The 23,503-nt window shown below is 34.9% G+C and carries 21 protein-coding genes; 13 read left to right on the top strand and 8 right to left on the bottom strand.

The window, feature by feature from the left end; all coding sequences use genetic code 11:
• Positions 1–195 precede the first annotated feature (195 nt).
• Together dhaQ and dhaS are read right to left on the bottom strand one after the other, a co-directional pair.
• Positions 196–1,194 carry a DhaKLM operon coactivator DhaQ gene (gene dhaQ, locus ACIGHG_RS02790; protein ID WP_396547061.1) on the bottom strand — a complete coding sequence of 333 codons (999 nt, stop codon included), beginning with the start codon at positions 1,192–1,194 and terminating at the stop codon, positions 196–198.
• A 15-nt stretch (positions 1,195–1,209) separates the two neighbouring features.
• Positions 1,210–1,779 (bottom strand): dihydroxyacetone kinase transcriptional activator DhaS, encoded by a 570-nt coding sequence (dhaS, locus tag ACIGHG_RS02785; protein WP_336472281.1) that lies wholly within the window; start codon positions 1,777–1,779, stop codon positions 1,210–1,212.
• A 276-nt stretch (positions 1,780–2,055) separates the two neighbouring features.
• Here dhaS and dhaK point away from each other — a divergent pair, with 276 nt between their 5' ends.
• Positions 2,056–3,816: a dihydroxyacetone kinase subunit DhaK gene (gene dhaK, locus ACIGHG_RS02780; RefSeq protein WP_396547059.1), complete on the top strand. Its 1,761-nt coding sequence runs from the start codon at positions 2,056–2,058 to the stop codon at positions 3,814–3,816.
• 135 nt (positions 3,817–3,951) lie between these two features.
• Here dhaK and ACIGHG_RS02775 read toward each other — a convergent pair whose 3' ends face one another.
• The gene (locus tag ACIGHG_RS02775; protein WP_396547057.1) at positions 3,952–4,791 is read right to left on the bottom strand and encodes an aldo/keto reductase; all 840 of its coding nucleotides are present in this window, start codon (positions 4,789–4,791) and stop codon (positions 3,952–3,954) included.
• A 16-nt stretch (positions 4,792–4,807) separates the two neighbouring features.
• Positions 4,808–6,022: an MFS transporter gene (locus ACIGHG_RS02770; RefSeq protein ID WP_396547055.1), complete on the bottom strand. Its 1,215-nt coding sequence runs from the start codon at positions 6,020–6,022 to the stop codon at positions 4,808–4,810.
• 333 nt (positions 6,023–6,355) lie between these two features.
• Here ACIGHG_RS02770 and ACIGHG_RS02765 point away from each other — a divergent pair, with 333 nt between their 5' ends.
• The 5 genes from ACIGHG_RS02765 (at position 6,356) to ACIGHG_RS02745 (ending at position 11,433) form a co-directional block, all read left to right on the top strand.
• A complete protein-coding gene (locus ACIGHG_RS02765) occupies positions 6,356–6,700 on the top strand; it encodes a winged helix-turn-helix transcriptional regulator (RefSeq protein WP_336472278.1) in 345 nt (114 codons plus the stop codon).
• Positions 6,701–7,144: 444 nt separating this feature from the next.
• On the top strand, positions 7,145–8,797 hold the full coding sequence (locus tag ACIGHG_RS02760; RefSeq protein WP_396547053.1) for a pyridoxal phosphate-dependent decarboxylase family protein: 1,653 nt from the start codon (positions 7,145–7,147) through the stop codon (positions 8,795–8,797).
• A gap of 233 nt (positions 8,798–9,030) precedes the next feature.
• Positions 9,031–9,678, top strand: a complete 648-nt coding sequence (locus ACIGHG_RS02755; protein ID WP_396547051.1) for a hypothetical protein — start codon at positions 9,031–9,033, stop codon at positions 9,676–9,678.
• 431 nt (positions 9,679–10,109) lie between these two features.
• A complete protein-coding gene (locus ACIGHG_RS02750) occupies positions 10,110–10,637 on the top strand; it encodes a DUF6886 family protein (RefSeq protein ID WP_396547049.1) in 528 nt (175 codons plus the stop codon).
• A 130-nt stretch (positions 10,638–10,767) separates the two neighbouring features.
• Positions 10,768–11,433, top strand: coding sequence for a hypothetical protein (locus tag ACIGHG_RS02745; RefSeq protein ID WP_396547048.1), 666 nt, complete (start codon positions 10,768–10,770; stop codon positions 11,431–11,433).
• A 335-nt stretch (positions 11,434–11,768) separates the two neighbouring features.
• On the opposite strand, the gene ACIGHG_RS02740 is transcribed toward ACIGHG_RS02745, so the two are convergent.
• Positions 11,769–12,512 carry a GntR family transcriptional regulator gene (locus ACIGHG_RS02740; RefSeq protein WP_336472274.1) on the bottom strand — a complete coding sequence of 248 codons (744 nt, stop codon included), beginning with the start codon at positions 12,510–12,512 and terminating at the stop codon, positions 11,769–11,771.
• A gap of 786 nt (positions 12,513–13,298) precedes the next feature.
• On the opposite strand from ACIGHG_RS02740, the gene ACIGHG_RS02735 reads away from it, so the two are divergent.
• Entirely contained in the window at positions 13,299–14,177 is an 879-nt protein-coding gene (locus ACIGHG_RS02735) for a radical SAM/SPASM domain-containing protein (protein ID WP_336472273.1), read from the top strand.
• Positions 14,178–14,248: 71 nt separating this feature from the next.
• Here the strand turns inward: ACIGHG_RS02735 and rluF are convergent, their stop codons facing one another.
• A complete protein-coding gene (rluF, locus tag ACIGHG_RS02730; RefSeq protein WP_396547045.1) occupies positions 14,249–14,965 on the bottom strand; it encodes a 23S rRNA pseudouridine(2604) synthase RluF in 717 nt (238 codons plus the stop codon).
• Positions 14,966–15,286: 321 nt separating this feature from the next.
• Here rluF and ACIGHG_RS02725 point away from each other — a divergent pair, with 321 nt between their 5' ends.
• The 6 genes from ACIGHG_RS02725 to ACIGHG_RS02700 all read left to right on the top strand — a co-directional run bounded on the left by ACIGHG_RS02725 (position 15,287) and on the right by ACIGHG_RS02700 (position 21,524).
• Complete coding sequence (locus tag ACIGHG_RS02725) at positions 15,287–16,732, top strand: DEAD/DEAH box helicase (protein WP_396547043.1); 1,446 nt, start codon at positions 15,287–15,289, stop codon at positions 16,730–16,732.
• Between the two features lie 508 nt (positions 16,733–17,240).
• Positions 17,241–17,945 (top strand): lantibiotic protection ABC transporter ATP-binding protein, encoded by a 705-nt coding sequence (locus ACIGHG_RS02720; protein ID WP_396547041.1) that lies wholly within the window; start codon positions 17,241–17,243, stop codon positions 17,943–17,945.
• 3 nt (positions 17,946–17,948) lie between these two features.
• On the top strand, positions 17,949–18,701 hold the full coding sequence (locus ACIGHG_RS02715) for a lantibiotic immunity ABC transporter MutE/EpiE family permease subunit (protein ID WP_396547040.1): 753 nt from the start codon (positions 17,949–17,951) through the stop codon (positions 18,699–18,701).
• Between the two features lies 1 nt (position 18,702).
• Positions 18,703–19,461 carry a lantibiotic immunity ABC transporter MutG family permease subunit gene (locus ACIGHG_RS02710; protein ID WP_396547038.1) on the top strand — a complete coding sequence of 253 codons (759 nt, stop codon included), beginning with the start codon at positions 18,703–18,705 and terminating at the stop codon, positions 19,459–19,461.
• A 51-nt stretch (positions 19,462–19,512) separates the two neighbouring features.
• Entirely contained in the window at positions 19,513–20,175 is a 663-nt protein-coding gene (locus tag ACIGHG_RS02705; protein WP_336472267.1) for a response regulator transcription factor, read from the top strand.
• Entirely contained in the window at positions 20,163–21,524 is a 1,362-nt protein-coding gene (locus tag ACIGHG_RS02700) for a sensor histidine kinase (protein WP_396547036.1), read from the top strand. The genes ACIGHG_RS02705 and ACIGHG_RS02700 overlap by 13 nt, the downstream gene beginning before the upstream one ends.
• A gap of 201 nt (positions 21,525–21,725) precedes the next feature.
• On the opposite strand, the gene ACIGHG_RS02695 is transcribed toward ACIGHG_RS02700, so the two are convergent.
• Positions 21,726–22,967, bottom strand: coding sequence for a DUF5068 domain-containing protein (locus ACIGHG_RS02695; protein WP_396547034.1), 1,242 nt, complete (start codon positions 22,965–22,967; stop codon positions 21,726–21,728).
• A 299-nt stretch (positions 22,968–23,266) separates the two neighbouring features.
• Entirely contained in the window at positions 23,267–23,464 is a 198-nt protein-coding gene (locus tag ACIGHG_RS02690; protein ID WP_396547032.1) for a DUF3955 domain-containing protein, read from the bottom strand.
• Positions 23,465–23,503 lie beyond the last annotated feature (39 nt).

Genomic DNA, 23,503 nt, shown 5'->3' with positions numbered 1-23,503 from the left:
TGAACTTGAAAGTGGAAAGGAACCGTTAGAGTGGAGCTCTAGGAAATATCCTACATAGCTACTACAAGTATATGGAAGTTAGATAGGATTTAAAGAAGGACGGCTACTACTTAATTTGTTGAAGTAATCAATATGTTTGCGAAATACACAAAGCCCCAAGTATGTTCATACGTTCACACCTGAGGCTAATTTTAGCTACCAGCTAGCCGCTTCAACATGTGCCTTTAACCATTTTTCCCAAAGTGGATCTTCTAGTTTAAGTAAACTTAATGACGTACCCTGCATGTCTAAAGATGTTAGATGAGTTCCGACTTTGACAAATCGAATATCTAGTCTTTCAAGTTCACATAAACGACGAATGTCATTTGCGAAGATATACTGTTCCATTAAGGGGGTAGCACCTAAGCCGTTAATTAGGATTGCAAACTTGTCTCCTTGTTTCCAGCGGTAAATACTTTTGAGTTTATTCATCAGCTCAATAGCCAGTTTTTCAGAAGAACATAATATCTCTTTACGGTACCCTTTTTCTCCGTGGATGCCGACTCCGTAAAACACTTCATTGTCTTGCAAGGTAAAAGAAACTTTTCCTTGGATTGGGTTGGTTGCTGGAGAGAGGGCGACTCCTAATGTATGGAGATTACGAATGACAGATTGACCAATGTCTGTTAATTGTTGTAATGAATAGTTTTCGAGAGCCGCTGCTCCGAGTATTTTATGAACGAAAATCGTCCCGGCCACTCCTCGTCTTCTTTTATTAAAAGAAGCATCATCTTCAATGGAAACATCGTCATTCACAATTACATGATCAACAAGTCTTCCTTCCTTTTTTGCCAAATCTTCAGCAGTTAAAAAGCTTTCTACGTCAGCTTTAAAGTTTTTAATAATTAATAGGACACTTTTATCTTTAGGTACAGAGCGAATTGCCGCTAATATTTGTTCTGGTGTAGGAGGAGTGAAAATTTCTCCATTGACTGCAACTGAAAGCATTCCTTTTCCTACATAACCAATATCAGCTGGTTCATGCCCGCTGCCGCCGCCGCTTATGATCACAACATTTTGCTTGGTCTTGGCAAGATCTTTCTGATAAATGATGTTGTGTTTTGCGTTATAACATATTTTATCGTGATGTTCAAAATAAAAACCGTGTAACATATCCTGAACAATATTTTGAACATCATTCATGATTTTTTTCATTGTTTTTCCACCTTATCATTTGTTTACTGATTGCTTAAGTAAAAGTACTAATTGATTGTTTATCATATTTTTCATCATAGAAGACATGATAGCTGGATCGACAGCACAATGGTTTTCAATCCAGCTTTTTATTGTCCCAACAAATCCATGACTATAAAAAGAGGCCAGTGTATCTTTCTTCATCTCAGAAATAGCTAAGTTACAGCCAATTAATAGCTCATCGATAATTTTGATGTATAAGTTTTTCGTATGCTCGAATAGATAGTAATTAAATGAATTTTGCTCGATTACCCTAAATGCATTTCGGTAGAAGCACTGATTTTGATGAAAGTAATTAAATAATAGGTCAAAAATATTCTCCCATTTTTCATAATCAAGAAAGTCTATAATATTTTCTTTCGTTTCTTCTTTATAAATCCAACCTAACAATTCAAATTTATCTTTAAAGTGATAATAAAAAGTTTGTCTGCGCATCTGACAATGTAACATAATATCACTCACAGATATTTTATGAAAAGGTTTCGTTTCCATTAATTGTTTTAGAGAGTTGGCTATAATTTTTTTTGAAATGATAGAAGAGGTCATTTGAATTCTCCCTACAACTTTATTCTTTTCTAATAAGTAACATCCTATCTATAAATAAAGAGGGCGTCTTTAGACAAATCGTGAAATTTGTCCGTTTATCGTAAAGCGCTTTCATTTTAATATAGTTAGTAATAATACGCTTTCAAATATATCATAATTCAGAAGGGAATGTATCACAGTGGCAATACTCTATGAATGAAGAAAGTTATGAAAGTGTGTATACGAATAAGATAAACAATTTAAGAGAATAGCAAAATATATAGAGGAGGAGTACAAGTGAAAAAAATTATAAATAAACCTGAAACTCTCGTTATGGAGATGTGCAATGGAATGGTTATGGCTCATCCGGAACTGGAGCTTTTGAAAAAGTATAAGGTAATGAAGAAAAAAGAAATGAACGAGAATAAGGTAACGTTAATCAGCGGTGGCGGTAGTGGACATGAACCGGCACATGCGGGCTTAGTGGGGAAAGGGATGCTAGATGCTGCGGTGTGCGGGGATGTGTTTGCTTCTCCTTCGCAAATACAGGTATATCAGGCGATTAAAGCAACAGCTAGCAAAAAAGGTACACTGCTTATTATTAAGAATTACAGTGGAGATATCATGAATTTTAAAAACGGAGCTCACTTAGCTACTGAGGATGGCATTCAAGTAGAATATGTCCGCGTTGATGATGACATTGCAGTAGAAGACAGTCTTTATACAGTAGGACGTCGCGGTGTTGCAGGGGTTGTGTTCGTACATAAAATAGCAGGTGCAGCAGCAGAAGAAGGTATGGATTTGATGCAGGTCAAAGCTGTAGCGGAAAAAGCAGCGGCAAATGTTCGAACAATTGGTCTAGCACTAACTTCCTGTACAGTTCCTGCTAGTGGATCGCCTACTTTCAAGTTGGGTGAAGATGAGATGGAATATGGAGTTGGTATTCACGGAGAGCCAGGCAGAAAACGGGAAAAAATTGCGACTGCAGACGAATTGGCTTTGCGCATGACAAATGAACTTGTGAAGGATTTAGCGTTAGATGGTAATGAGGATGCTGAAATTGCTGTTTTAGTAAACGGCTTTGGTGGTACACCGCTACAAGAACTTTATTTATTTAACAATGCGGTTACTAGGGAGTTAAGCGGCAGAAATATACGAATAAATAGAACGTTTGTTGGGAATTACATGACTAGTATTGATATGGCCGGAATTTCTCTAACAGTAATGAAACTCGACGATGAGCTGAAAACATTGCTATCGAAACAGTGTAATACACCTGCATTTAAGGTAGATGGACCAATTGAGAGTGTAGAATACGTTGATATTGAGGGACACGAGGAAGAGAAACCAGTTTTCTTTGAGACAGAAACAGCGGAAGAACATGCGATCATCAAGAATGAGGTCATCACATTAGATCATATGATTTATCTTGTAGATAAAATGAGCGAAGTCATTATCAAGAACGAAGTGCCTTTCTGCGAATTGGATACCCATGCAGGTGATGGCGATTTTGGAATGAGTGTCGCGAAAGGATTCAAGCAATTAAAACGAGAGTGGAGTTCGGTTTTAACTCAAGAACGTTTCAATATAGGAACATTTCTAGATGCGTGTTCTATGGTTATTATGGAACATTGCGGCGGGGCTTCTGGGCCAATTTGGGGCGGCGCTTTCCGAGCTGCAGGTAAGGCTGTAGAAGGAAAAATGGAATTAACAGTCGGAGAGTTTGCTGAAATGTTGCAGGCTTCACTTAAAGGTATACAGTCCATTGGTGAGCGATCTTTCGGAAGAGGAGCAGAAGTAGGTGATAAAACGCTTGTGGATGCGCTTGTGCCTTGTGTAAATTCTTGGTCAGAAAGTGCTATAGCTGGCGTGGACTTTAAGACTGCTTTTGAAAAAGGGGCAGCGGCTGCTGTTAAGGGAGCGGAATATACAAAAGAAATCGTTGCTCGAATGGGCCGCGCTGGTACAGTTGGTGAAAGAAGCTTAGGGTATCCGGATGCTGGTGCCTACGCTCTAGGGGTTATATTTACAGAACTCTCCCGTAGTTTAAAATCATAGCACTACTTTAAAAACGTTATTTTGTTGGCTTGATAGTAATGTGGGGCGGTACGCCTAATAAGTGGTATGTAATTAGAAAATATTTTTCTGCACAAAAAAAGAGTGCAAAAATTGCACTCTTTTTACTAATTTTCATTAGAAATCGAAGTTATCAGGATCCGGACCAACACGGTGATTTTTGTTTAATGCATCGATTTTTTCCATATCTTCTTTTGTTAATTCAAAATTAAATATATCAGCATTTGCAATAATTCGATGCTCTTTCGTTGATTTTGGAATTGTTACAACTCCATTTTGTAAATCCCAACGTAAAATAATTTGCGCTGTTGTTTTACTATATTTATCAGCTATTTCTTTTAATGTTTCGTTATCTAATAATTGACCTTGCATAAGTGGTGACCATGCTTCCATTTGAATACCTTGCTCTTTACAGAAAGCTTGTAGTTCTTTTTGTGTTAAACGTGGGTGATATTCCACTTGGTTAATCATCGGTTTCATTTCTGCATCTTTCAGTACATCTTGCAAGTGATGGATTTGGAAATTACTTACGCCAATCGCACGCACATGGCCATTTTTGTAAAGTGTTTCTAACGCTCTCCACGTATCTTTATATTTGCCTTCTACAGGCCAGTGAACAAGATATAAATCTAAATAATCTAGTTCTAATTTTTTTAAGCTCTCTTCATATGCAGCTATTGTTGTTTCATATCCTTGATCTGCGTTCCACACTTTTGAAGTGATAAATAAATCTTCTCTCGAAATCCCAGCTTCTTTTATACCTGCACGAATGCCTTCACCCACTGCTTTTTCATTTCCATAAATCGCAGCTGTATCGATACTACGGTATCCTTCTTTAATCGCTATCTTTACAGCCTCTACAAGTTCTGGTCCATCTTCTACTTTAAATACGCCTAAACCGAACCAAGGCATTTCTACACCATTATGCAATACTGTTTTACTTTGTAAATTTTTCATTATACTTTTCTCTCCTTTATTTTACTTGATCTCTTTTTTCTAACTTCATACTCCAAGCTGTTAAAATAACAGCGCCTACTACCATAATGCCGCCTACCCAAGCTGTATGAATTAACCCTAACGAGTTCGTTACAATACCACCTAAATAAGCACCAAGAGCAATTCCTGCGTTAAATGCTGCAATATTAATTGCTGAAGCAATATCGACAGCGCTCGGTACAAATCGTTCAGCCAATATAACGACATACACTTGTAGCCCCGGAACATTCATAAATGCGAATAATCCCATAAGAATAATCGTAATAAGCCCAGCTACTTGAAATGGCGCTGTAAATGTCAGTACGAATAATACAATTGCTTGAATGAAAAACATATAAAATAATGCACGAATTGGATTATGATTTGATAGCTTCCCACCAATCATATTTCCAATCGCAATTGCAATTCCATACACTAATAAAATGATTGTAACGGTACTTGCTTTAAATCCTGTTACCTCTTGTAATAACGGAGATAAATACGTAAATGTTACGAATGTTCCTCCATATCCTAATGCAGTAATGATGAAAACAAGTAATAGTCTTCCATTCGTGATAAGTTTGAATTGATCACGAAATGATACAGACATGCCTTTTTTAAAATTAGAAGGAATTAACATACTGTTTGCGATTAAGGCAACGATTCCAATTACCACAATCGCCATAAACGACGCTCTCCAGCCGAATTGTTGACCAATAAATGTTCCGATTGGTACACCTGTAATGGTCGCAACAGTTAAACCAGTAAACATAAAAGCAATCGCGCTAGCACGTTTATTCTCTGGTACGAGTGCAGCCGCAATCGTTGAACCAATTGACATAAAAACGCCATGCGCAAACGCAGAAACAACTCTCGCAATAAGTAGCACAGTGAAACTTGTTGCGACCGACGCAATTCCATTACCTACAATAAAAACAATCATAATCCACATTAATAATGTCTTTCGCGACATACTAGCTGTTAACGACGTTAAAACAGGCGCTCCAAAAGCTACCCCTAACGCATATAAGGAAACGGTTAAACCAGCTGTTGTAACCGAAACATGTAAATCTTCCGAAATAGATGGTAATAAACCGACACTTATAAATTCAGTTGTACCAATTCCGAATGCACTAATTGCTAATGCTAATAACGCAAACACACTTCTTCTATTTGTTTGAACACCTGAAGAAGATACTGTATATGAATTCAATTGAACTCCTCCTTAATACGAGAAATCCAATCATAATAGTATGATAAAAAGGCCCTTTTATCTTCTGAAAAAATATATTATTTCCTATAAATGCTATTATGAATGATTTCATCTCTTTTCTGAAGAACGCACTTTTAAGTAATATAGGTACCAAAAAGTAACATAGGAATCTTTTGGTACCGTACTACTCATTTAGCTCTTACGTATGTTATTATGAAACATATTCAACACAATAAAAAGTACGTACTTTAAAGTGCTATAGGTACTTAAAAGTAACCTTTAAGTTATTTAGCTCAAAAACTTAAACCTAAATTTATCAAAGGAGATTTTCATATGAAGAAATACAATATTCCTGTGGAGGCAACTTTAGAGGTTATCGGTGGAAAATGGAAAGTTGTTATCCTTTGTCATTTAAAGACAGGCAAAAAGAGAACGAGTGAGTTAAAACGTTTAATGCCTGGTATCACACAAAAAATGTTAACACAACAATTACGCGAACTAGAAGAAGACGGTGTAATCCAAAGAAAAGTATATAACCAAGTACCACCGAAAGTAGAATATTCTTTAACTGATTACGGTTCGTCTTTAGATTCCATACTAGATTCTCTCTGTACTTGGGGGGAATGTCATCTCGAAAAGAATGGGAACACGTCCATGCTTATTACAGCTGACGAATAATAAAAAAGGAAAAAACGAACAGAAATATGTTCGTTTTTTCCTTTTTTTATCTAACATAAAAACATCTTCGTTTGTTAATTTAGAATTTATCGTTAATTATTTATCAACTTTAATAAATACGGTATAAAATTTTATAAAATCCAATACATTCATATGCTGATAGTGATTTATTAACTGTATCCTTTTGAATTCAAAATACATATTTTTACAAAAAATACAAATTTCTACCTTTACTTTAAATTCCATAAAAAATATAATCTTCTATGAAATTACATTTTTGTAGAATTTTATAATGGAAATTGGAAGGGTGATCAAAAAACAGAACGAAGCCGTTGCTTTTTATTCGCTTATTAACTTTGTTAAACTCCTTATTCTCTTGTAAGTAATTTAAGTATTTTTATATGAAGAAATCGAAAATAGTTGTCTACAAGGAGATAAACTGATATGAAAGATATTTTAGAATTATTCCCAAGCGATGATGGTAATAAAAAAACACAAAAGCTATTTTTGGAATCCATAAACAAAATAGTTAGAAATCTTGGTGATTTAAAAAATGAAAATCAGGCAACCTTAGGAAATATTGAGGAAAAATCAGTAGAATACTACAATGAATTAATTCATAGCAGTTATATACCTAAAACAGGCATTGGTATCCCTAATGTCATTGAAGAACTAAATCAATTTATGAACGGACACCCTTATCCGAATAAATATTATTTATCTAATGCTGTACCTCTTCCGAGCATTCCATCATTACTAGGTTTATTGACCATGGCACTATTAAATGGTAATGGCGTTTGGGATGTATATGGTCCTGCAGCAGCAGAAGCAGAAGTGAAAGTTGTGTCTATGCTCTCGAAATTGATTGGTTATGATCCAAATAATAGTGGCGGTTATACAACATGGGGAGGACAGGGCTGCGTATTTTCAAGCTTACGCTTAGCTATTTCAAAAAGCTTTCCACAAGCAAAAGAACAAGGTGTTCCTCAAAATGTGTATTGTTTTGCTTCTGAAAATGCACATTATAGTTTATTGAAATCGGCTGAGGCAACAGGAATTGGCACAAATAATTTAATTAAAGTGAAAGCTGATCCTCATACAAATTCTATAGATATAGAAGATTTAGAGAAAAAGATCATAGAAGTTATCGAAAAAGGAGGCATCCCTCTTTATATTCTAGCTACTATGGGTACAACAGATACATTTGCGATTGATAATATAAAGAAAATTAAAGAGGTTGCTGAATTCATAGAAGATAAATACAAATTAAACTCTATTTATATTCACGCTGATTCGGCAATGGGCGGTTTCTATAGTTTCTTTAATAATTATGAATTTGAACAGAATCCATTATTGTTTGAACCTTCCGTAAAAGATGCTTTAAAACAAATACAAGAACAAATGCAATACATGCATCTTGCTGATAGTGTATGCTTTGATTTTCATAAATTAGGTCAAACCCCTTATGCTACAAGTATTTGGATTGTTAAAAATCATAATGATTTGCACATTATGGACATAGAACAGAATGATACACCTTATCTTGGTAACAGATCATATGGTAGTTATCATACAGGTTATACACTAGAATGTTCACGGTCTGGCAATGCTATTCCAATGTATGTAAATTTATTAGCATTTGGCATTGAAGGCTATCAAAAATTATTAGCAAATTACGTTCGAGTAAATCTTTTATTTCGAAAGAAATTAAGAGAAGCTTTACCTCAAGTAGCAGTAACGAATGATTACACATATGGTCCCATTACGACATTTCGTTTCTATATGCATGGCGATGGTGAAGAGAATTGGAACGAAGAAAGAACAGGAAAATCAACGCAAGAAAGTATAGAGGAAACAAACAAATTAAATATTGAAATATTTAATCACCTAGGAAAAAATCGAGATCAGATCTTTTTAGGCGATACAACTCGTTCTTGTTTAGTTAATGCTATAAATGGAAGTGAACGTAATCCAATTTCTACTCTTAAGTTTTTTTCTATCTCTCCATATACAACAGTTGAATGTTTAGATGAGGTTGTAGCATTTATTAAAAAGCATGTTCTTACTGTAACGAATGATATCTATGCTTGTATTTAATAAGTTCATATATTATTGATTTAATATTCAGGATGTATATAAATACAAATTAAAAAATCGACATAAAAAACTCCTTTCTTTTTAGGCGGGCGAGAGCATCTGGCCATGGATAGAAGCGACTTATATTTCGAAAAATTAACATAGATTTATATAGTTCATTTTTCATTAAGAAATATCACTAATATCTTTACAAACATACTTAATTTACTATTTTATGAAAAGAGGAAGAATAGATGAATATAGAAATGCTAGGAACTCAACATATTAAAGATGCAGCTGCGCTAATTGCACAATCTTTTGCAAATAGTGAACCCCTTGTGAGTGGTTTACAAATTCCTTTTGCTTCTTTTAATAAAATGTGTGAAGAAATGGTAAGTCAAGCCGCTTCTCAATCTATGTCATTTGTAGCAATGGAAAATTTCCAAATGATAGGCGTTATCTTGGTAAGAAAAGCCAATCAACCACTCATAGATAAAGAAAAAGCAGCCGAGGTATGTCCTCAAATAGAACCAATTTTTCAATTATTAGATGCATTAGAAGTAAACTCAATAGAATTCTCCCAGCTAGATCAAGAAAATTTAGTTTACCTAGATATGGGAGCTTGTCACCCAGAGTGGATGGGGAACGGTGTAGTCACTACCCTTCTTTCACACGTAGTGCAAGAAATAGTGCTAAAAAGAAATTTTGATATGGTTGCTGCTTGTACAAATAAAATTTCTCAACAAATACTCAAAAAACGATATACACCTTTTCAAATTAATGAAATTGTATATGGTGATTTTCTTTATCAAGGTATGTATCCATTTTCAAATATAACATCTACTTTAAGTGCTCAGTTGTTATATATACCTCAATCGCAAATAGTCATCAAGGCTATTTGAAATATATAGAGGTTAACACATACTGAAAGATTCAGGTGCAAATTCTACTATAATTGTATCTTAGAGCATGAAATCGTTGAGATATAAGTTTCGTTGTATGAACAAAGAATTTGATTTGGATATATGAAAATGAGATACTCCCTTTTTTTTCGGTTTGGAGGTATCTCATTTTTCTTAACTTGATGGCGATATGGTGCTATCCTTAATGTTTTAAATAAGTACAGATTTATATTTTTTAGGTATTAGAAAAGCCAGAAATCCAATTGAGGATATCTGGCTTGATTTTATATTAAAAAAGATAGGACACTATTTACGTGTTATAAAAAAATATGAGTGTGCACAATAAATGTAACGTTACGACCAATATAGAAAAGAGGGTGTACGGCGAAAAGAAGAATGCGAGTGATGAAGCAATGTAAGGAGGGAAGTGTATGCGGATATTCCATGCAAGTGAGGAGAATCATATTCAAGTGTTTCATCCCCGAATACCTACTCGAGGGGACCTAGATCCAACAAAAGGGCTTGTATGGGCAATAAATGATCAATGCTTACCTAATTTTTTAACGCCTAGAAATTGTCCGCGTGTTTGCTACCATGTTGGCCCAAATACATCTGAAATCGACAAGCAAACATATATATCATCAAAGTCATGTTCACATGTAGTCGTTATAGAAAACAGATGGTTTGAAACGATGAGAAATACGAAATTATACTTGTATGAATTTGATACAAAGCAGTTCACACTGCAAGATGAGAACGCTGGTTATTATGTAAGTGAAACATCGCAAATTCCAATTGCCAAATTGGAAGTAGTTGATTTATTTGAAGAGCTATTTAAGCGTAATGTTGAATTACGTTTAGTAAATAACTTGTGGGATATTTTTGATGAAATTCAAAAAACAACGTTGAATTGGTCAATGTGTAGAATGGGTTTTGCGCAGCCGAGATTTGAGGGGTAATTTTTAATCAAGGCCCCCTTTTTTAAAACTAAATTCAGATTTCGAATAAGAGAATACATTTTGAGTAATCTTTTCAAAATGTATTCTTTTGCTTTGATGTGAGAGTTTGAGAAGTATTTTTCATTATTGAATGAAAGAAGCAGGACCATTGAAAAAAGGGGATTTGTTGATGTTAATAGAAAAGAATTTTGATAAAAGGAAATGGAGGGCATATATGAATAATTATTCATTGCCGAATTTTATTATTAAAGAACGTGGTAAGGTGTCGGAATGCTTTATTAAATTAAGGATATATAATTTTTATGCAGCGTTAAAGTTTGTTGGCGAATTGCCCTATGGGAGGAATTCTAATCGGTCCGATTATGAATTAGTAATGAGCGAAGGAAAGGGAACTTGTAGTACGAAACATGCTTTACTTTCTGCGTTATGTAAAGAACAAGGGGTGGAAGAAATAAAATTAATTACAGGAATTTATGAAATGAACGAAAATAACACACCAGGTGTTGGAAATGTGTTGAGAATGCACGGCTTAAACTCTATCCCAGAAGCACATTGTTATTTAAAGTATAAAAATGAAAGATTTGATTTCACTAGAATTAATGTGAATGGGGAGCCTATTGAAGAATTTTTAATAGAACAACAAATAGAACCTTATCAGATTGGAGATTTCAAAACTGATTTTCATTGTTCTTACATACCAATCTGGCTAGAAAAAAATAAATTAGATCAAAAATTCGATTTGGATCGTTTATGGAAAGTTAGAGAAGAATGTATCAAAGAGTTGTCAGCAACTTAACAAGTATTTTTTAGCTTCTGTAGAGTTTGAATGTTGAAGAGCAAGTTTTGATCAATTTTTTTTCAAAACTTGCTCTTTCAATTTATTTATTTATTTATTTATTTATTTTTTTTTTTGGCATCTTTGTCTAGCTCTGCCTCCTAAGCCAGTCGGCTCCGCTTTTCTTTATAAGTCGCTGCTATGGAGAAAAAGTATCCTGCACTCGTTGTCTCCCTTTGTTTTAACCATTGCCCGTGGCAGGAAAAGGCCCTGACCGCTCCTATGCATGGTCAGATGCTCTTGCCCGTCTAAAAAGAAAAGGGTTTTTAGATGGGCAAATGCGTTTTTTCATCCGGTTACTTAGATGTTTTAATCCTAATCTGGCTAAATTCTACCGGTATATAATATTTATTATAAATCACGGGATATTTATCGCTAATATATATACTTTCTAAAATCAAATCACATTCCTCTCCGTGGAAAAGTTGATATTTTAATGATGATGGAGTATTGACGGAATGAGAACGTTTAATTTCAATGGTAGAGGAATTAGCTAGTTCATATATTTTCTCCTCTAACATTTCCAATAGTTGTTTTTCGTTTTGTAAGTCAAGATTTAACTTGGAAACAGCTTCTATTGGCATCATCGTAAAAGCAAAAGCTACGATCTTATCGTTGCTTTTATACCAGCGTTCCAATGCAACCACTGCAGTCATTTCTTGATTTAGTACTTGCATAGCATAGTCTGTTACTAGATCAATTCGGAAAGTAAGTTCGATATCATCTATTGTTTTGGTATAGCATTTATATAAGGGATTCCCTAACTTTTCCAAGCCGTCCATACTTTCATTATGGTGAAAGTATGTAATGAAATTTCCTTTTCCATGGATATTTTTCACCAATCCATCTTCCTGCAAAAGTGCTAAAGCATGCCGTAATGTCATTCTGCTTACACCAAATATTTTGGCCAATTCGGGTTCTGTTGGCAGTTGACTGTCCGGTGGGAAGGTTCCATCCATGATTAATTTATACAATTGGTCATACACAGTGACGAATAACGGTTTTTTTTGTTTATTGAGTTCATGAAGCTTATTTTTCATTTTCTTATACCCCTATAGCTTTTCAATTTCATGACTATACATTCCGTTTCTTTATTCTATTGTAACTCACTTTTTTGTGGAAATTAATACGCTTTCAAAAAATCATTATAATTGGCACTATGTGCATTTGTCACTCAAACTGAAGAAGAAGGGTATTGCGCACTGTACAAAAAATAGCATGGTCTTCTAAACAAAGAAAATAGTAACAGTAGTTTCCTTGAATAAGCATATTTTCATTTATGAAAAATTATGCTGTAATAGTGAGAGAACAATCGTTCATTCTGTTCTATATAAATCGATTTTGATTTATCCCGCTACTTTAGGGCAGTAAGACTCCCACTTCAAGATTCTGAGAAAACATTGTCCAGCTCCAGTGGCTAGAATGTTCGGTGGCTTCGCTTCTTCCTACGAGGTAAAAAACCCCTCTACGTCAGAAGCTCCATCCCCCTCACATTCTGAACGAGCCACTTCCGCTTTTCTTAAGAAGATAGGTGGGAGATAACTGTCCGTAAGAGCCCGATTGGGCGGGCTTTCCATCAGTGGGGGATGAAGAAAAACCCCGACTGATGGAAGTTTCACTTTATCAACATACAAGTCGCTGCTATACACAACAAAACATGACATGCACTTGCTTTCTTCCTGTGTTTGAAACATTGCATGTGGCAGGAAAAGGATCTGCCCGTTTCTATGCATAGCTAAATGCTCTCGCCCACTAAAAAAAGAGACCTTTATGTTGATTTTTTAATTTATATTTATATAAGTAGTCAAAGAAGTGAGGAATTGAGATTGAGAAAGTTTAAGAAGTTTTATTTAGAGATTACGAGTGTATGTAACCTCGCATGCAGCTTTTGTCCGCCAACAGAACGGCAGAAGCAATTTCTTTCTGTGGAGGATTTTACAAAGCGATTAGATCAAATTAAGCCTCACACAGACTATATTTATTTACATGTAAAAGGTGAGCCTTTACTTCACCCTAAAATAGGTCAATTGTTAGATATCAGTCATGAAAAAGGATTTAAAGTCAACATTACAACGAACGGAACATTAATTAATAAAAAGAGAGAAAAATTATTAAATAAACCTGCGCTTAGACAGATGAATTTTTCACTTCATAGCTTTGATGGCCATGAAGGTTCTGAAGATAAGGAAGGATATGTACGAAGTATACTTTCTTTCATTAAAGAAGCAACGAGCCAATCCGATTTGATTGTTTCGCTCAGACTATGGAACTTAACACAAGACAATAAGACGAATCTTGAAATACAGCGAAACAGAGAGTTATTAGAAATTATTGAGAAAGAATTTAATTTACCGTACAAGATTGAAGAGAAGCTTACGCCAGGAAAAGGTATAAAAATTGCGGACCGCATCTTCATCAACCAAGATTACGAGTTTCAGTGGCCTGCACTGCATGAGGAAGAAGACGATGGAAAGGGCTTCTGTTATGGCCTTCGCAATCAAGCGGGCATTTTAGCGAACGGAACGGTTATTCCTTGTTGTTTAGATGGTGAGGGCATTATCAATCTTGGAAATATTAACGATGCTCCGTTTTCTGATATTATCGAAGGGGAACGAGCAACAAACCTTGTGGATGGATTTTCGCAAAGAGTAGCAGTAGAAGAACTATGTAGAAAATGCGGATATCGCAAACGATTTGGGAAATAGATAGGAAAACGTAAAATAGTACAGTAAAAAATGGACCAAAACAGTTTCTTCCTGTTTTGGTCCATCTTTTTTTACCATTCCTTTGGCTCATAGTTCAAGTCTTGGAATAATCGATTACGCTCTTTTTTAGATAAGTCTCTCCATTGTCCAACGGGTAGATTACCTAAATGAATATTCATAATTCGAGTTCGCTGTAGTCTATAAACATCGTAGCCAAGTGCTTCACACATGCGACGAATTTGACGATTTAGTCCTTGAGTTAAAGTAATTTGAAAAACGTATTTGGAAAGTTGTTCCACCTGACAAGGCAGCGTTTTCGTACCTAAAATTTTTACACCTTCAGCCATTCGTTTTAAAAATTCAGGAGTAATCGGCTTGTCTACTGTAACAATGTATTCTTTCTCATGCTTATTTTCAGCACGTAAAATTTCATTGACTATATCTCCATCGTTCGTAAGGAGTATTAAGCCATCTGAATCTTTATCTAGTCGCCCAATATTAAAAATTCTTAATGGGTGATTGACTAAATCAACAATATTACCCTTAACATTTTTTTCTGTTGTACTCGTAATACCAATGGGTTTATTTAAGGCAATATAAACATAATTACTTGCCATTCGTATTTGGTTACCGTTTACACGAACATCATCCCCGGGCTCGACTTGGCTGCCTATTTTCGCAACCTTTCCATTTATCGTGACTCTTCCTTCATTGACTAATTTATCTGCACCGCGTCTAGATGCTTTTCCAGATTCACTAATGAACTTATTAATACGCATGTTAAACACAACCTTAAGTAGAGAGTTAATAGTATTAGAATATTGGATTCACATTTGATTTTCAAGGGGGCAAGCATAATGAATTACAGAATAGCGGAAAAAACAACAAAAAATATATGGAATGTGTTTCTATTGAGGGATAACTTTGTTCAGAAAAAGATGTGTTAGATTTTGTAGGCATATGTGTTGGAAATGACGTATACTTATTAATACTCTACATTGATGCATTTTCTGAAGACTTGAAAACAGGTTTAGCAGGAATTATGCATATGGTATTCATACAATGGTGAAAAATACATACAAGAATCTATAACAAAATGAGGTTAGTACATGAGTCCACAAAGTTTTAACGATTACGCATTGAGTAAAGAAATTGTAAGAGCACTTGCTAGCTTACAATATGAAAAGCCAACAGAAGTGCAAGAGAAAGTCATCCCAATTGCATTAGAAAAGAAAGATCTTGTTGTAAAATCACAAACAGGAAGCGGTAAGACAGCTTCTTTTGGGATTCCGCTTTGTGAAATGGTTGAATGGGAAGAAAATAAACCGCAGGCGTTAATTCTTACACCAACAAGGGAGCTTGCTGCGCAGGTAAAAGAAGACATTACGAATATAGGAAGATTTAAGCGTATTAAAGCAACTGCGGTTTATGGAAAATCCCCATTTGCGCGTCAAAAATTAGAGTTAAAGCAAAAGACACATATTGTTGTCGGCACTCCTGGACGTGTATTAGATCATATTGAAAAAGGGACTTTCTCGTTAGAACGTCTGAAATATTTGGTGATTGATGAGGCAGATGAAATGTTAAATATGGGCTTTATCGATCAAGTAGAGGCAATTATTGACGAATTACCTACGAACCGAATGACGATGCTCTTTTCTGCGACATTACCAGAAGATGTTGAAAATTTGTCTCGTACATATATGGAATCACCAATCAACATCGAGATTCAAGCATCTGGCATTACGACAGATAAAATTGAGCATAGTCTGTTAGAAGTGAGGGAAGAAGAGAAGTTCTCTCTTCTGAAAGATATAACAACGATTGAAAATCCAGATAGTTGCATTATTTTCTGCCGTACGCAAGAAAATGTAGATGATGTATTTAGACAGTTAAAACGTTCTGGCTATCCTTGTGATAAAATTCATGGCGGTATGGTGCAAGAGGATCGTTTTGCCGTAATGAATGACTTTAAAAGAGGGAAATTCCGCTATTTAGTAGCGACAGATGTAGCAGCAAGAGGAATTGATATTGAGAATATTACCCACGTTATTAATTACGATATTCCATTAGAAAAAGAAAGTTATGTACACCGTACAGGAAGAACGGGACGTGCTGGTAATAGCGGAAAAGCAATTACATTTGTAACCCCGTATGAAGAAAGATTTTTAGCAGAAATCGAAGCGTATATCGGTTTTGAAATTGTAAAAATAGATGCACCTTCAAAAGAAGCAGTTATCACAAGAAAGGCGGCATTTGAAGAAAAAGTAAATGCTAAGCCAATTGTGAAAAAAGATAAAAGCGCTAGTCTTAATAAGGGAATCATGAAGCTTTATTTTAATGGCGGAAAGAAAAAGAAAATCCGAGCAGTGGATTTCGTTGGTACAATTGCCAAAATTCCAGGTGTTACAGCGGATGATATCGGGATTATTACGATTCAAGATAATGTTTCTTACGTTGAGATATTAAACGGAAAAGGACCACTTGTTTTAAAAGTAATGAAAAATACAACGATAAAAGGTAAGCAGTTAAAGGTTCATGAGGCGATTAAGTAAAAGGAACTATCCACTCTAATAGGTGGATAGTTTTTTGTGAAAAATAAGGAAATCATGTATAGAAGCAAAGGTAAATAATGAATTAGAAGACAATGAATTCGAAAAAAGGAAAGAGCCATTGCAACATTTTTTGTTATGACTCCCGATCCTTTCTTAATTTCATTTAGTTGCAATACGGTGGATTTACTTCAGCTTCAGAAATAAAATTATATAGTAATTAATTGAAAGATGAATGGGGACTGTAGCGAAAGACTTGCGACAGTCTCTTTTCTATGTGCGTAAAGCAATAAAGTGAAACTTCCATCAGTGGGAAGGTTCTTCATCCCCCACTGATGGTTAGTTGAACCAATCGGGCTTTTACTGCCCGTTAATGCGGGATAAAATCAATATCGCTTTTAGGAGCACTTTTAGACATAGCTATAGATAGCTATGTCTTTTTACTTTCCTTATAGAATCCTTATAATTGTGATTTATTCTAGACTCACAAAATATAAGGAGGAAGTTTAGAATGAGTGAGCTGATTTTAGAAACAAAAAATCTTTGCAAAACATTTCAAAGGCAAAGGGTGGTACAAGATATTTCACTTTCTGTACCGAAACATTCAATCTATGGATTGCTAGGTGCGAATGGAGCGGGGAAATCGACTACTTTGAAAATGATAACAGGCATGCTTACACCTACTTCTGGTGAAATTTATTTTAATGGTCATACATGGACGCGGCATGATTTACATTCTATCGGTGCTTTAATTGAATCCCCTCCGCTTTATGAAAATTTAACGGCAAAAGAAAATTTGCTTGTTCGTACGACTGCTTTAGGTTTGCCAAAGTCAAGGATTGATGAAGTATTGCGTGTTGTGGAGCTAGAGAATACAGGGAAGAAAAGGGCAGGGAAATTTTCGATGGGAATGAAGCAGCGATTGGGAATTGCCATTGCATTGCTTAATCATCCGAAGCTTTTAATATTAGACGAACCAATGAATGGACTTGATCCTTTTGGCATACAGGAATTAAGAGAATTGATCCTTTCTTTCCCTAGCAAAGGAATTACTGTCATTTTATCTAGCCATATTTTAAGCGAAGTAAGCCAGGTTGCAGATCATGTTGGGATTATAGCTAACGGTGTATTAGGGTATCAGGGACAACTGAATAAGAACGATGACTTGGAAAACTTATTTGTACAAGTGGCGAGAAAATATAAAAAGGAGGCATAAGAAATGATTCCGTATGTTGTATCTGAAAAAATCAAAATCAAACATACTTTTTTGAATAAACTCATATGGCTAGCACCATTCGTTCCCATACTGTTTGCCTTTTTAGTATCGGGGGATTATGTTCAATTAAATAGCTACAACTGGTGGTACACTATGATTCTTCCGGGAATGCTTTCTTTAAGTTGTGTACTTCTTGTCGAGAAGGATAAAAAAATGAATAATCGAGCCATCTTATCTTTACCTGTTTCCTTAAAACGAGTATGGCTTTCTAAAATATTACTAGTTTTAGGAATTTTGATTTGTTCCTGCATAATTTTTTTCTGTGGAATTCAGCTATTTGGTTTACTAATAAATATAAATGATTTCCTAGCTATTCCTGTAGCGGATGCTTTATTAGGAATCATTGTTTTGGTCGTTACTTTTATGTGGCAAATTCCTATATGTTTGTTTTTAGGTAACAAAATAGGTGTATTTCTAACGGTTTTATTAAACATGGGAGTAAATGTATTTTTAGGAATTCAATTTGCAACAAAAAGTAGTTGGTGGATGAATCCGTACGCATATCCAAGCAGACTCATGATTCCGATTGTAAAAATATTGCCGAATGGTTTGCTTGCAAAACCAGAAAGTGTAACGTTTAAGCCAGAACTCCTCTCCTATCATGTCCTGCTGCCAGGGATAGTCATTTCGGTAGTGCTGTTTCTTTTGTTTACTTATGTGACGACAAAATGGTTTGAAAAGCAGGAGGCAAAATAAAATGGGAGTTTTACCAAGGGTGTTAAGAGCTGATTTTTTAAAGATGAAGGGTACCATTTTTTTCTGGATACATATAGCGATGCCAATTATCGGGATTGTTCTGTTTTTAAGTTATTACTCCTTTTTAAAACTTGATTCTATTAATAAGGCTTCAGGCTATATACAAGTATTATCAATAGCCTTTCCGCTCTTAATTAGTATTGTAAGTTCTTTAGTTGTAGAACAGGAATCATTGGCAGGGAACTTTACAGAACTTTTATCAACAGAATACGGAAAGCGGAAAGCATTTATTAGTAAAGTATGTTTGCTGTTAATATGTGGATTTTGCTCCATTATAGTAGCAGTCGTTGGGTTTGCGGCAGGGTTTCATTTTCTGCTAGGGCAGAATGAACTACCACTATCTTTCTATTTTGAGATTTCTTTCGTCCTTTTTGGATGTCAAATTTTTATGTATCTATTCCATCTATTCTTGAACTTTCGCTTTAGTAAAGGTGCTTCCATTGGGGTGGGTATTATGGAATGCCTGGTGGCAGCTTTAATGTATACCGGGCTGGGGGATGTGATTTGGAAATACATTCCGTGTGCATGGGGAATGAGATTGAGTAATAGTTTTTTTGTATACAAATTGAATTCAGGTAGTTTGCATGCCTTGCAAGTAGATACCCAAATGGGAATGGTTATATGTATTTGCTCGACGATCATTGCGTTTGTTATATCACTTATCTGGTTTTCCTATTATGAGGGACGTAAAGAAATGTAAACACATTTTGTAAAAACAGCATTATAATGGAAGGTGGAGGAGGGGTTCTGTATGGCAAAAATATTAGCAATTGATGATGAAGAAGGCATTCTTTATATTATAAAAAGTGCTTTAGAAAAAGAAGGACATGAGGTAACTGCCGTGAGTAATCCTCTTACGATTTCAAAGAACAAGTTTTGTCAGTATGATTTAATTCTATTAGATGTCATGATGCCGGAAATAGATGGATTTACACTTTGCAAGGAGATTCGGAACTTGGTGGATAGTCCCATTGTGTTTCTAACTGCGAAAACAATGGAAAAGGATCTGATCACAGGTCTTAGCCTTGGCGGAGATGATTATATTACAAAACCTTTTGGAATCGGCGAACTGCGTGCAAGAGTGTCAGCGCATGTAAGACGTGAACATAGGGAAAAGCAAAATGCCTTTTTTCTGTCAGGTCTTACATTTAATCTATCGTGTAAAGAAATAAGGTATGACGATACAGTTATCGCATTTACGAAAAGCGAGTATGGAATTTGTGAGTATTTAGCTCTCAATCACGGTCAAGTATTTTCAAGAGAAAAGATTTATGAAAATGTTTTTGGGTATGATGGCGAAAGTGATGATCTGGTAATTGTGGAACATATTAAAAATATCCGCTATAAATTATCTAAGTATGGCATGAATCCAATAGAAACGGTGTGGGGAATCGGATATAAATGGAAAAAGTGAAAAGACAAATAAATCTCCGCAAAATTTTTATACGGTATATTTTCGCATTTTCAATAGGGACAATTGCTTTAGTCACTTTGCATATTAGTTTGTTCAGTACTGGAGTTAACAAAGGGGTGATTCTTCCGGCAAATTATTATGAGAAACAGATTGAATCACAAAGAGACGCCATAGTAAAAGCGGAACAGGGCGATGATCGGATTTTAAAACAATATAAATATGTTGTGTATGACTTTTCAGGAAACATCATTCAAGGGAACATTCATAAAAATGATGCGAGGAAAATATGGGATAACGTACAGAACAACGAAATAGGTGACGGAGGATACTACTATGCAGTCATAAAACGAAATAAAGATATTTGTGTCGTTTTATATACCTTGCATACTAGTTATAAAAATCCTATTTTGCAGAAGTATTTACCAATTCCGGACATTTCTTTGATTATCTCTTTTATTCTATTATTTGTTGCAGAAGTGTTATTTCTATCTCGTTCTTTTGGCAAATCATTGTCAAAGGAAATGCTGATTTTGAAAAAGGTAACCAATAAAATTCAAAAAGAAGATTTAGATTTTCAAGTAGAGCAATCTAGAATAATAGAAGTGAATGAAATATTAGATTCCTTAGTAAAAATGAAAGATGAATTGAACGATTCCTTACGTAAACAGTGGGAGATGGAATCGAATAGAAGAGAACAGATTGCTGCTTTAGCACATGATGTCAAAACGCCATTAACGATACTGAGAGGGAATGCCGAGTTGTTAAATGAATTGATGCTGGATTCGAATCAGGGGAAATGTAATGAACATATTTTGAAAAGTGTTGCTGAAATGGAAATGTATATGAAATCTTTGCTTGACATTACGAAAAGTGAGGAAGGGACTTCACTTCAATTTAAGCAAATAGAACTTCAAAACTTTATTGATCATATTATAGAGGAAAGTGCAATTTGTGCTTTGGACAAACAGTTAAATCTAATCAAAGAGGTTAAGGACATACCAAATTTTATAAATGCTGATGAGGCTGCTTTGAAAAGAGCAATTATGAATGTGATGATGAATGGAATTGAATATTCCCCAGTACATGGTGACTTGATGTTTTCAGTTGAAACTAGTAATAGTAAGGCCCGGTTCATTGTCGAGGACTCAGGAAGAGGATTTACAAAAGAAGAAATGAATTTAGCCACAGAGCAATTTTATAGAGGAGATAAAAGTAGAAAGTCAAAAAATCATCATGGAATCGGACTATATATTGCCAAAAATTTTGCAAAGCAGCACGGTGGAAATGTTTATTTAAATAATTCAGAAAAGCTAGGCGGGGCAAAAGTTGTTTTGGAAATATCGGTGTAGTGGAGAAAACGTTCAAAGTTTTGTTTTCATACAGTCTGTATAGTTTTAACTATACTAATGATAACTTATGTCTTAGTTGACCGGCTGCATTAAGGTAGTTTTCCTTTTTTCTTAAGAAAAAGGGTGTTCCAACAAAATATGGGATAAAAGATTCAAAAGCCTGGGTAAGGAAACAACCTCACCCAGGCTTTTCTTGCTGCTTTATTTTGGTAATGTGAATGTCACTTTTTTCCCATTTGAAAGGTCTTTTACCTCTTTATTTCTCATAGGTCCTAATTCGACCTCAAAGCTCTTGTTTTTCCAAATCTTTTCATACTGCTCCTCATCTAAGAGGTAAACTTGTAATAAATCGCCAGATGTTCCGGTTTTGATCACATCATTATAGTTGTAAGTTAGCAACATGCCTTCGCCGAGTGTATACTGCGCGCCATCATTCACTTTTAGTGTAGAACTTATTGAAGACAACGCAATATCTTCAGACCCTTTGTTATTGAGTTTAAATTGAACTGTCAATAAAACAATGCCATTTTTGAAATTTTCAAATCGCGGAGCTTCAGCAGAATTTGGCGTGAATTTGGTGAATTGGTATCCATCTAATGTAACATTGACATCACCTAATTGTTCACTTTTATTAATGTTTGCTTTCTCGTTTAGCATTTTCTTCTCGCCCATGTTATCAACGGTTGCTTTATCTTTATAAAAAGTCTTATCTGCTGCAACCTTTTTGCTACCTTGTTTATTTACACTTAACGCAAATGTCCCCGCACTTCCGATTGGAGCGTCAAATTTTCCTTTATTCGCTTGCGCTTCAGAAACTTTAACTGATACCGTTGATAGCCCCAAAATTTTTGTTAAATCATCTTTACCGAATGGATAAGCAACATAACCAGAAACGGTTTTCCCTGCTTCTACTAAATAATTATTTTTTGGAGACAATTTTTCAGATAATTGTTCTTCTTTTGGAATTAAATCTCTATAATTCGTGTAAGCCTTTTTAGCGCCTGTAAATGACATGTCTAAGGTTGGCATATAGTAAACATCTTTATTTGAACTATTCTTTACAGTATAGTGTGCAAGAATAACCCCACCATCTGTTTGATTGTTAAAAGGAATGCTAAAATCGTTATGAAAATCATTCAATTCAACTAATGTATAGTTATCAAGCGATACTGAAACATCTTGTAACTTATGTACTTGCGGTTCCTTGTTTTCATAAAGGACTTTCGTTTTACCGTTTGTTTCTTTCTCCATATATGAAATAAGCTTTGAATAATCGCTTGAATTAGCTTTCGCACCTTCAGATTTTTTTTCTTTTGCTGTATCCGTTTTTTCTGTCTTATTTTCTTTTTGATCTTTACTTGCTTTATCACTTTGACCGCAACCAGTTATCATAAAGGCTGCAACCATCATGATAGAAAATAAAGAAATTATTTTTTTTGACATTTCTCTTCCCCCTATTTTTCTCTCTACTAAACCCCTAATCTAGATAGTCGAATAATCGGTTGTATCGCCCTCCCTATCTTTTCTACGCTTCATTATATAAAAAATATTTACCACTTACCACCTCTTTCTGGTATCTTGAACCATTTGAGTAGATAAATCTGTATGTCAAAAAACGTAGAAAATCAACGAGGATTCTGTCAATTCAACTTTTAAAGATGGGATTGCTAAGAATGAAGAAGGATATCATTACAAACGTTCAGTAGACTAAAAAAAGAGCTTTAGTAAAGCTCTTTTTTAGTCTACTTCTTAACCTTTTTCATTTTATTTACAAAAAGACTAACGATACCGATAGCAATGAATGCATAACCTATTGGTAGTAAATAAAATGGTTCTACAAGTTTACCATCCGGAGCGACTGTAGATCCGGCAGTATTAAAGCCAACGATGCATCCGATTCCAAAAATAAATGGTAGTGAAGTTAAAATGTATTTTTTCATATTAAACCTCCATGTGTAGGGATTTTTTTGAAAATAACT

The sequence above is a fragment of the Bacillus sp. NPDC077411 genome (assembly GCF_044543425.1).
In the GTDB taxonomy this organism is placed as follows: Bacteria; Bacillota; Bacilli; order Bacillales; family Bacillaceae_G; genus Bacillus_A; species Bacillus_A bruguierae.
The sequence above is the reverse complement of the archived record's forward strand: the minus strand, read 5'-3'. Positions and strand labels throughout refer to the sequence as shown.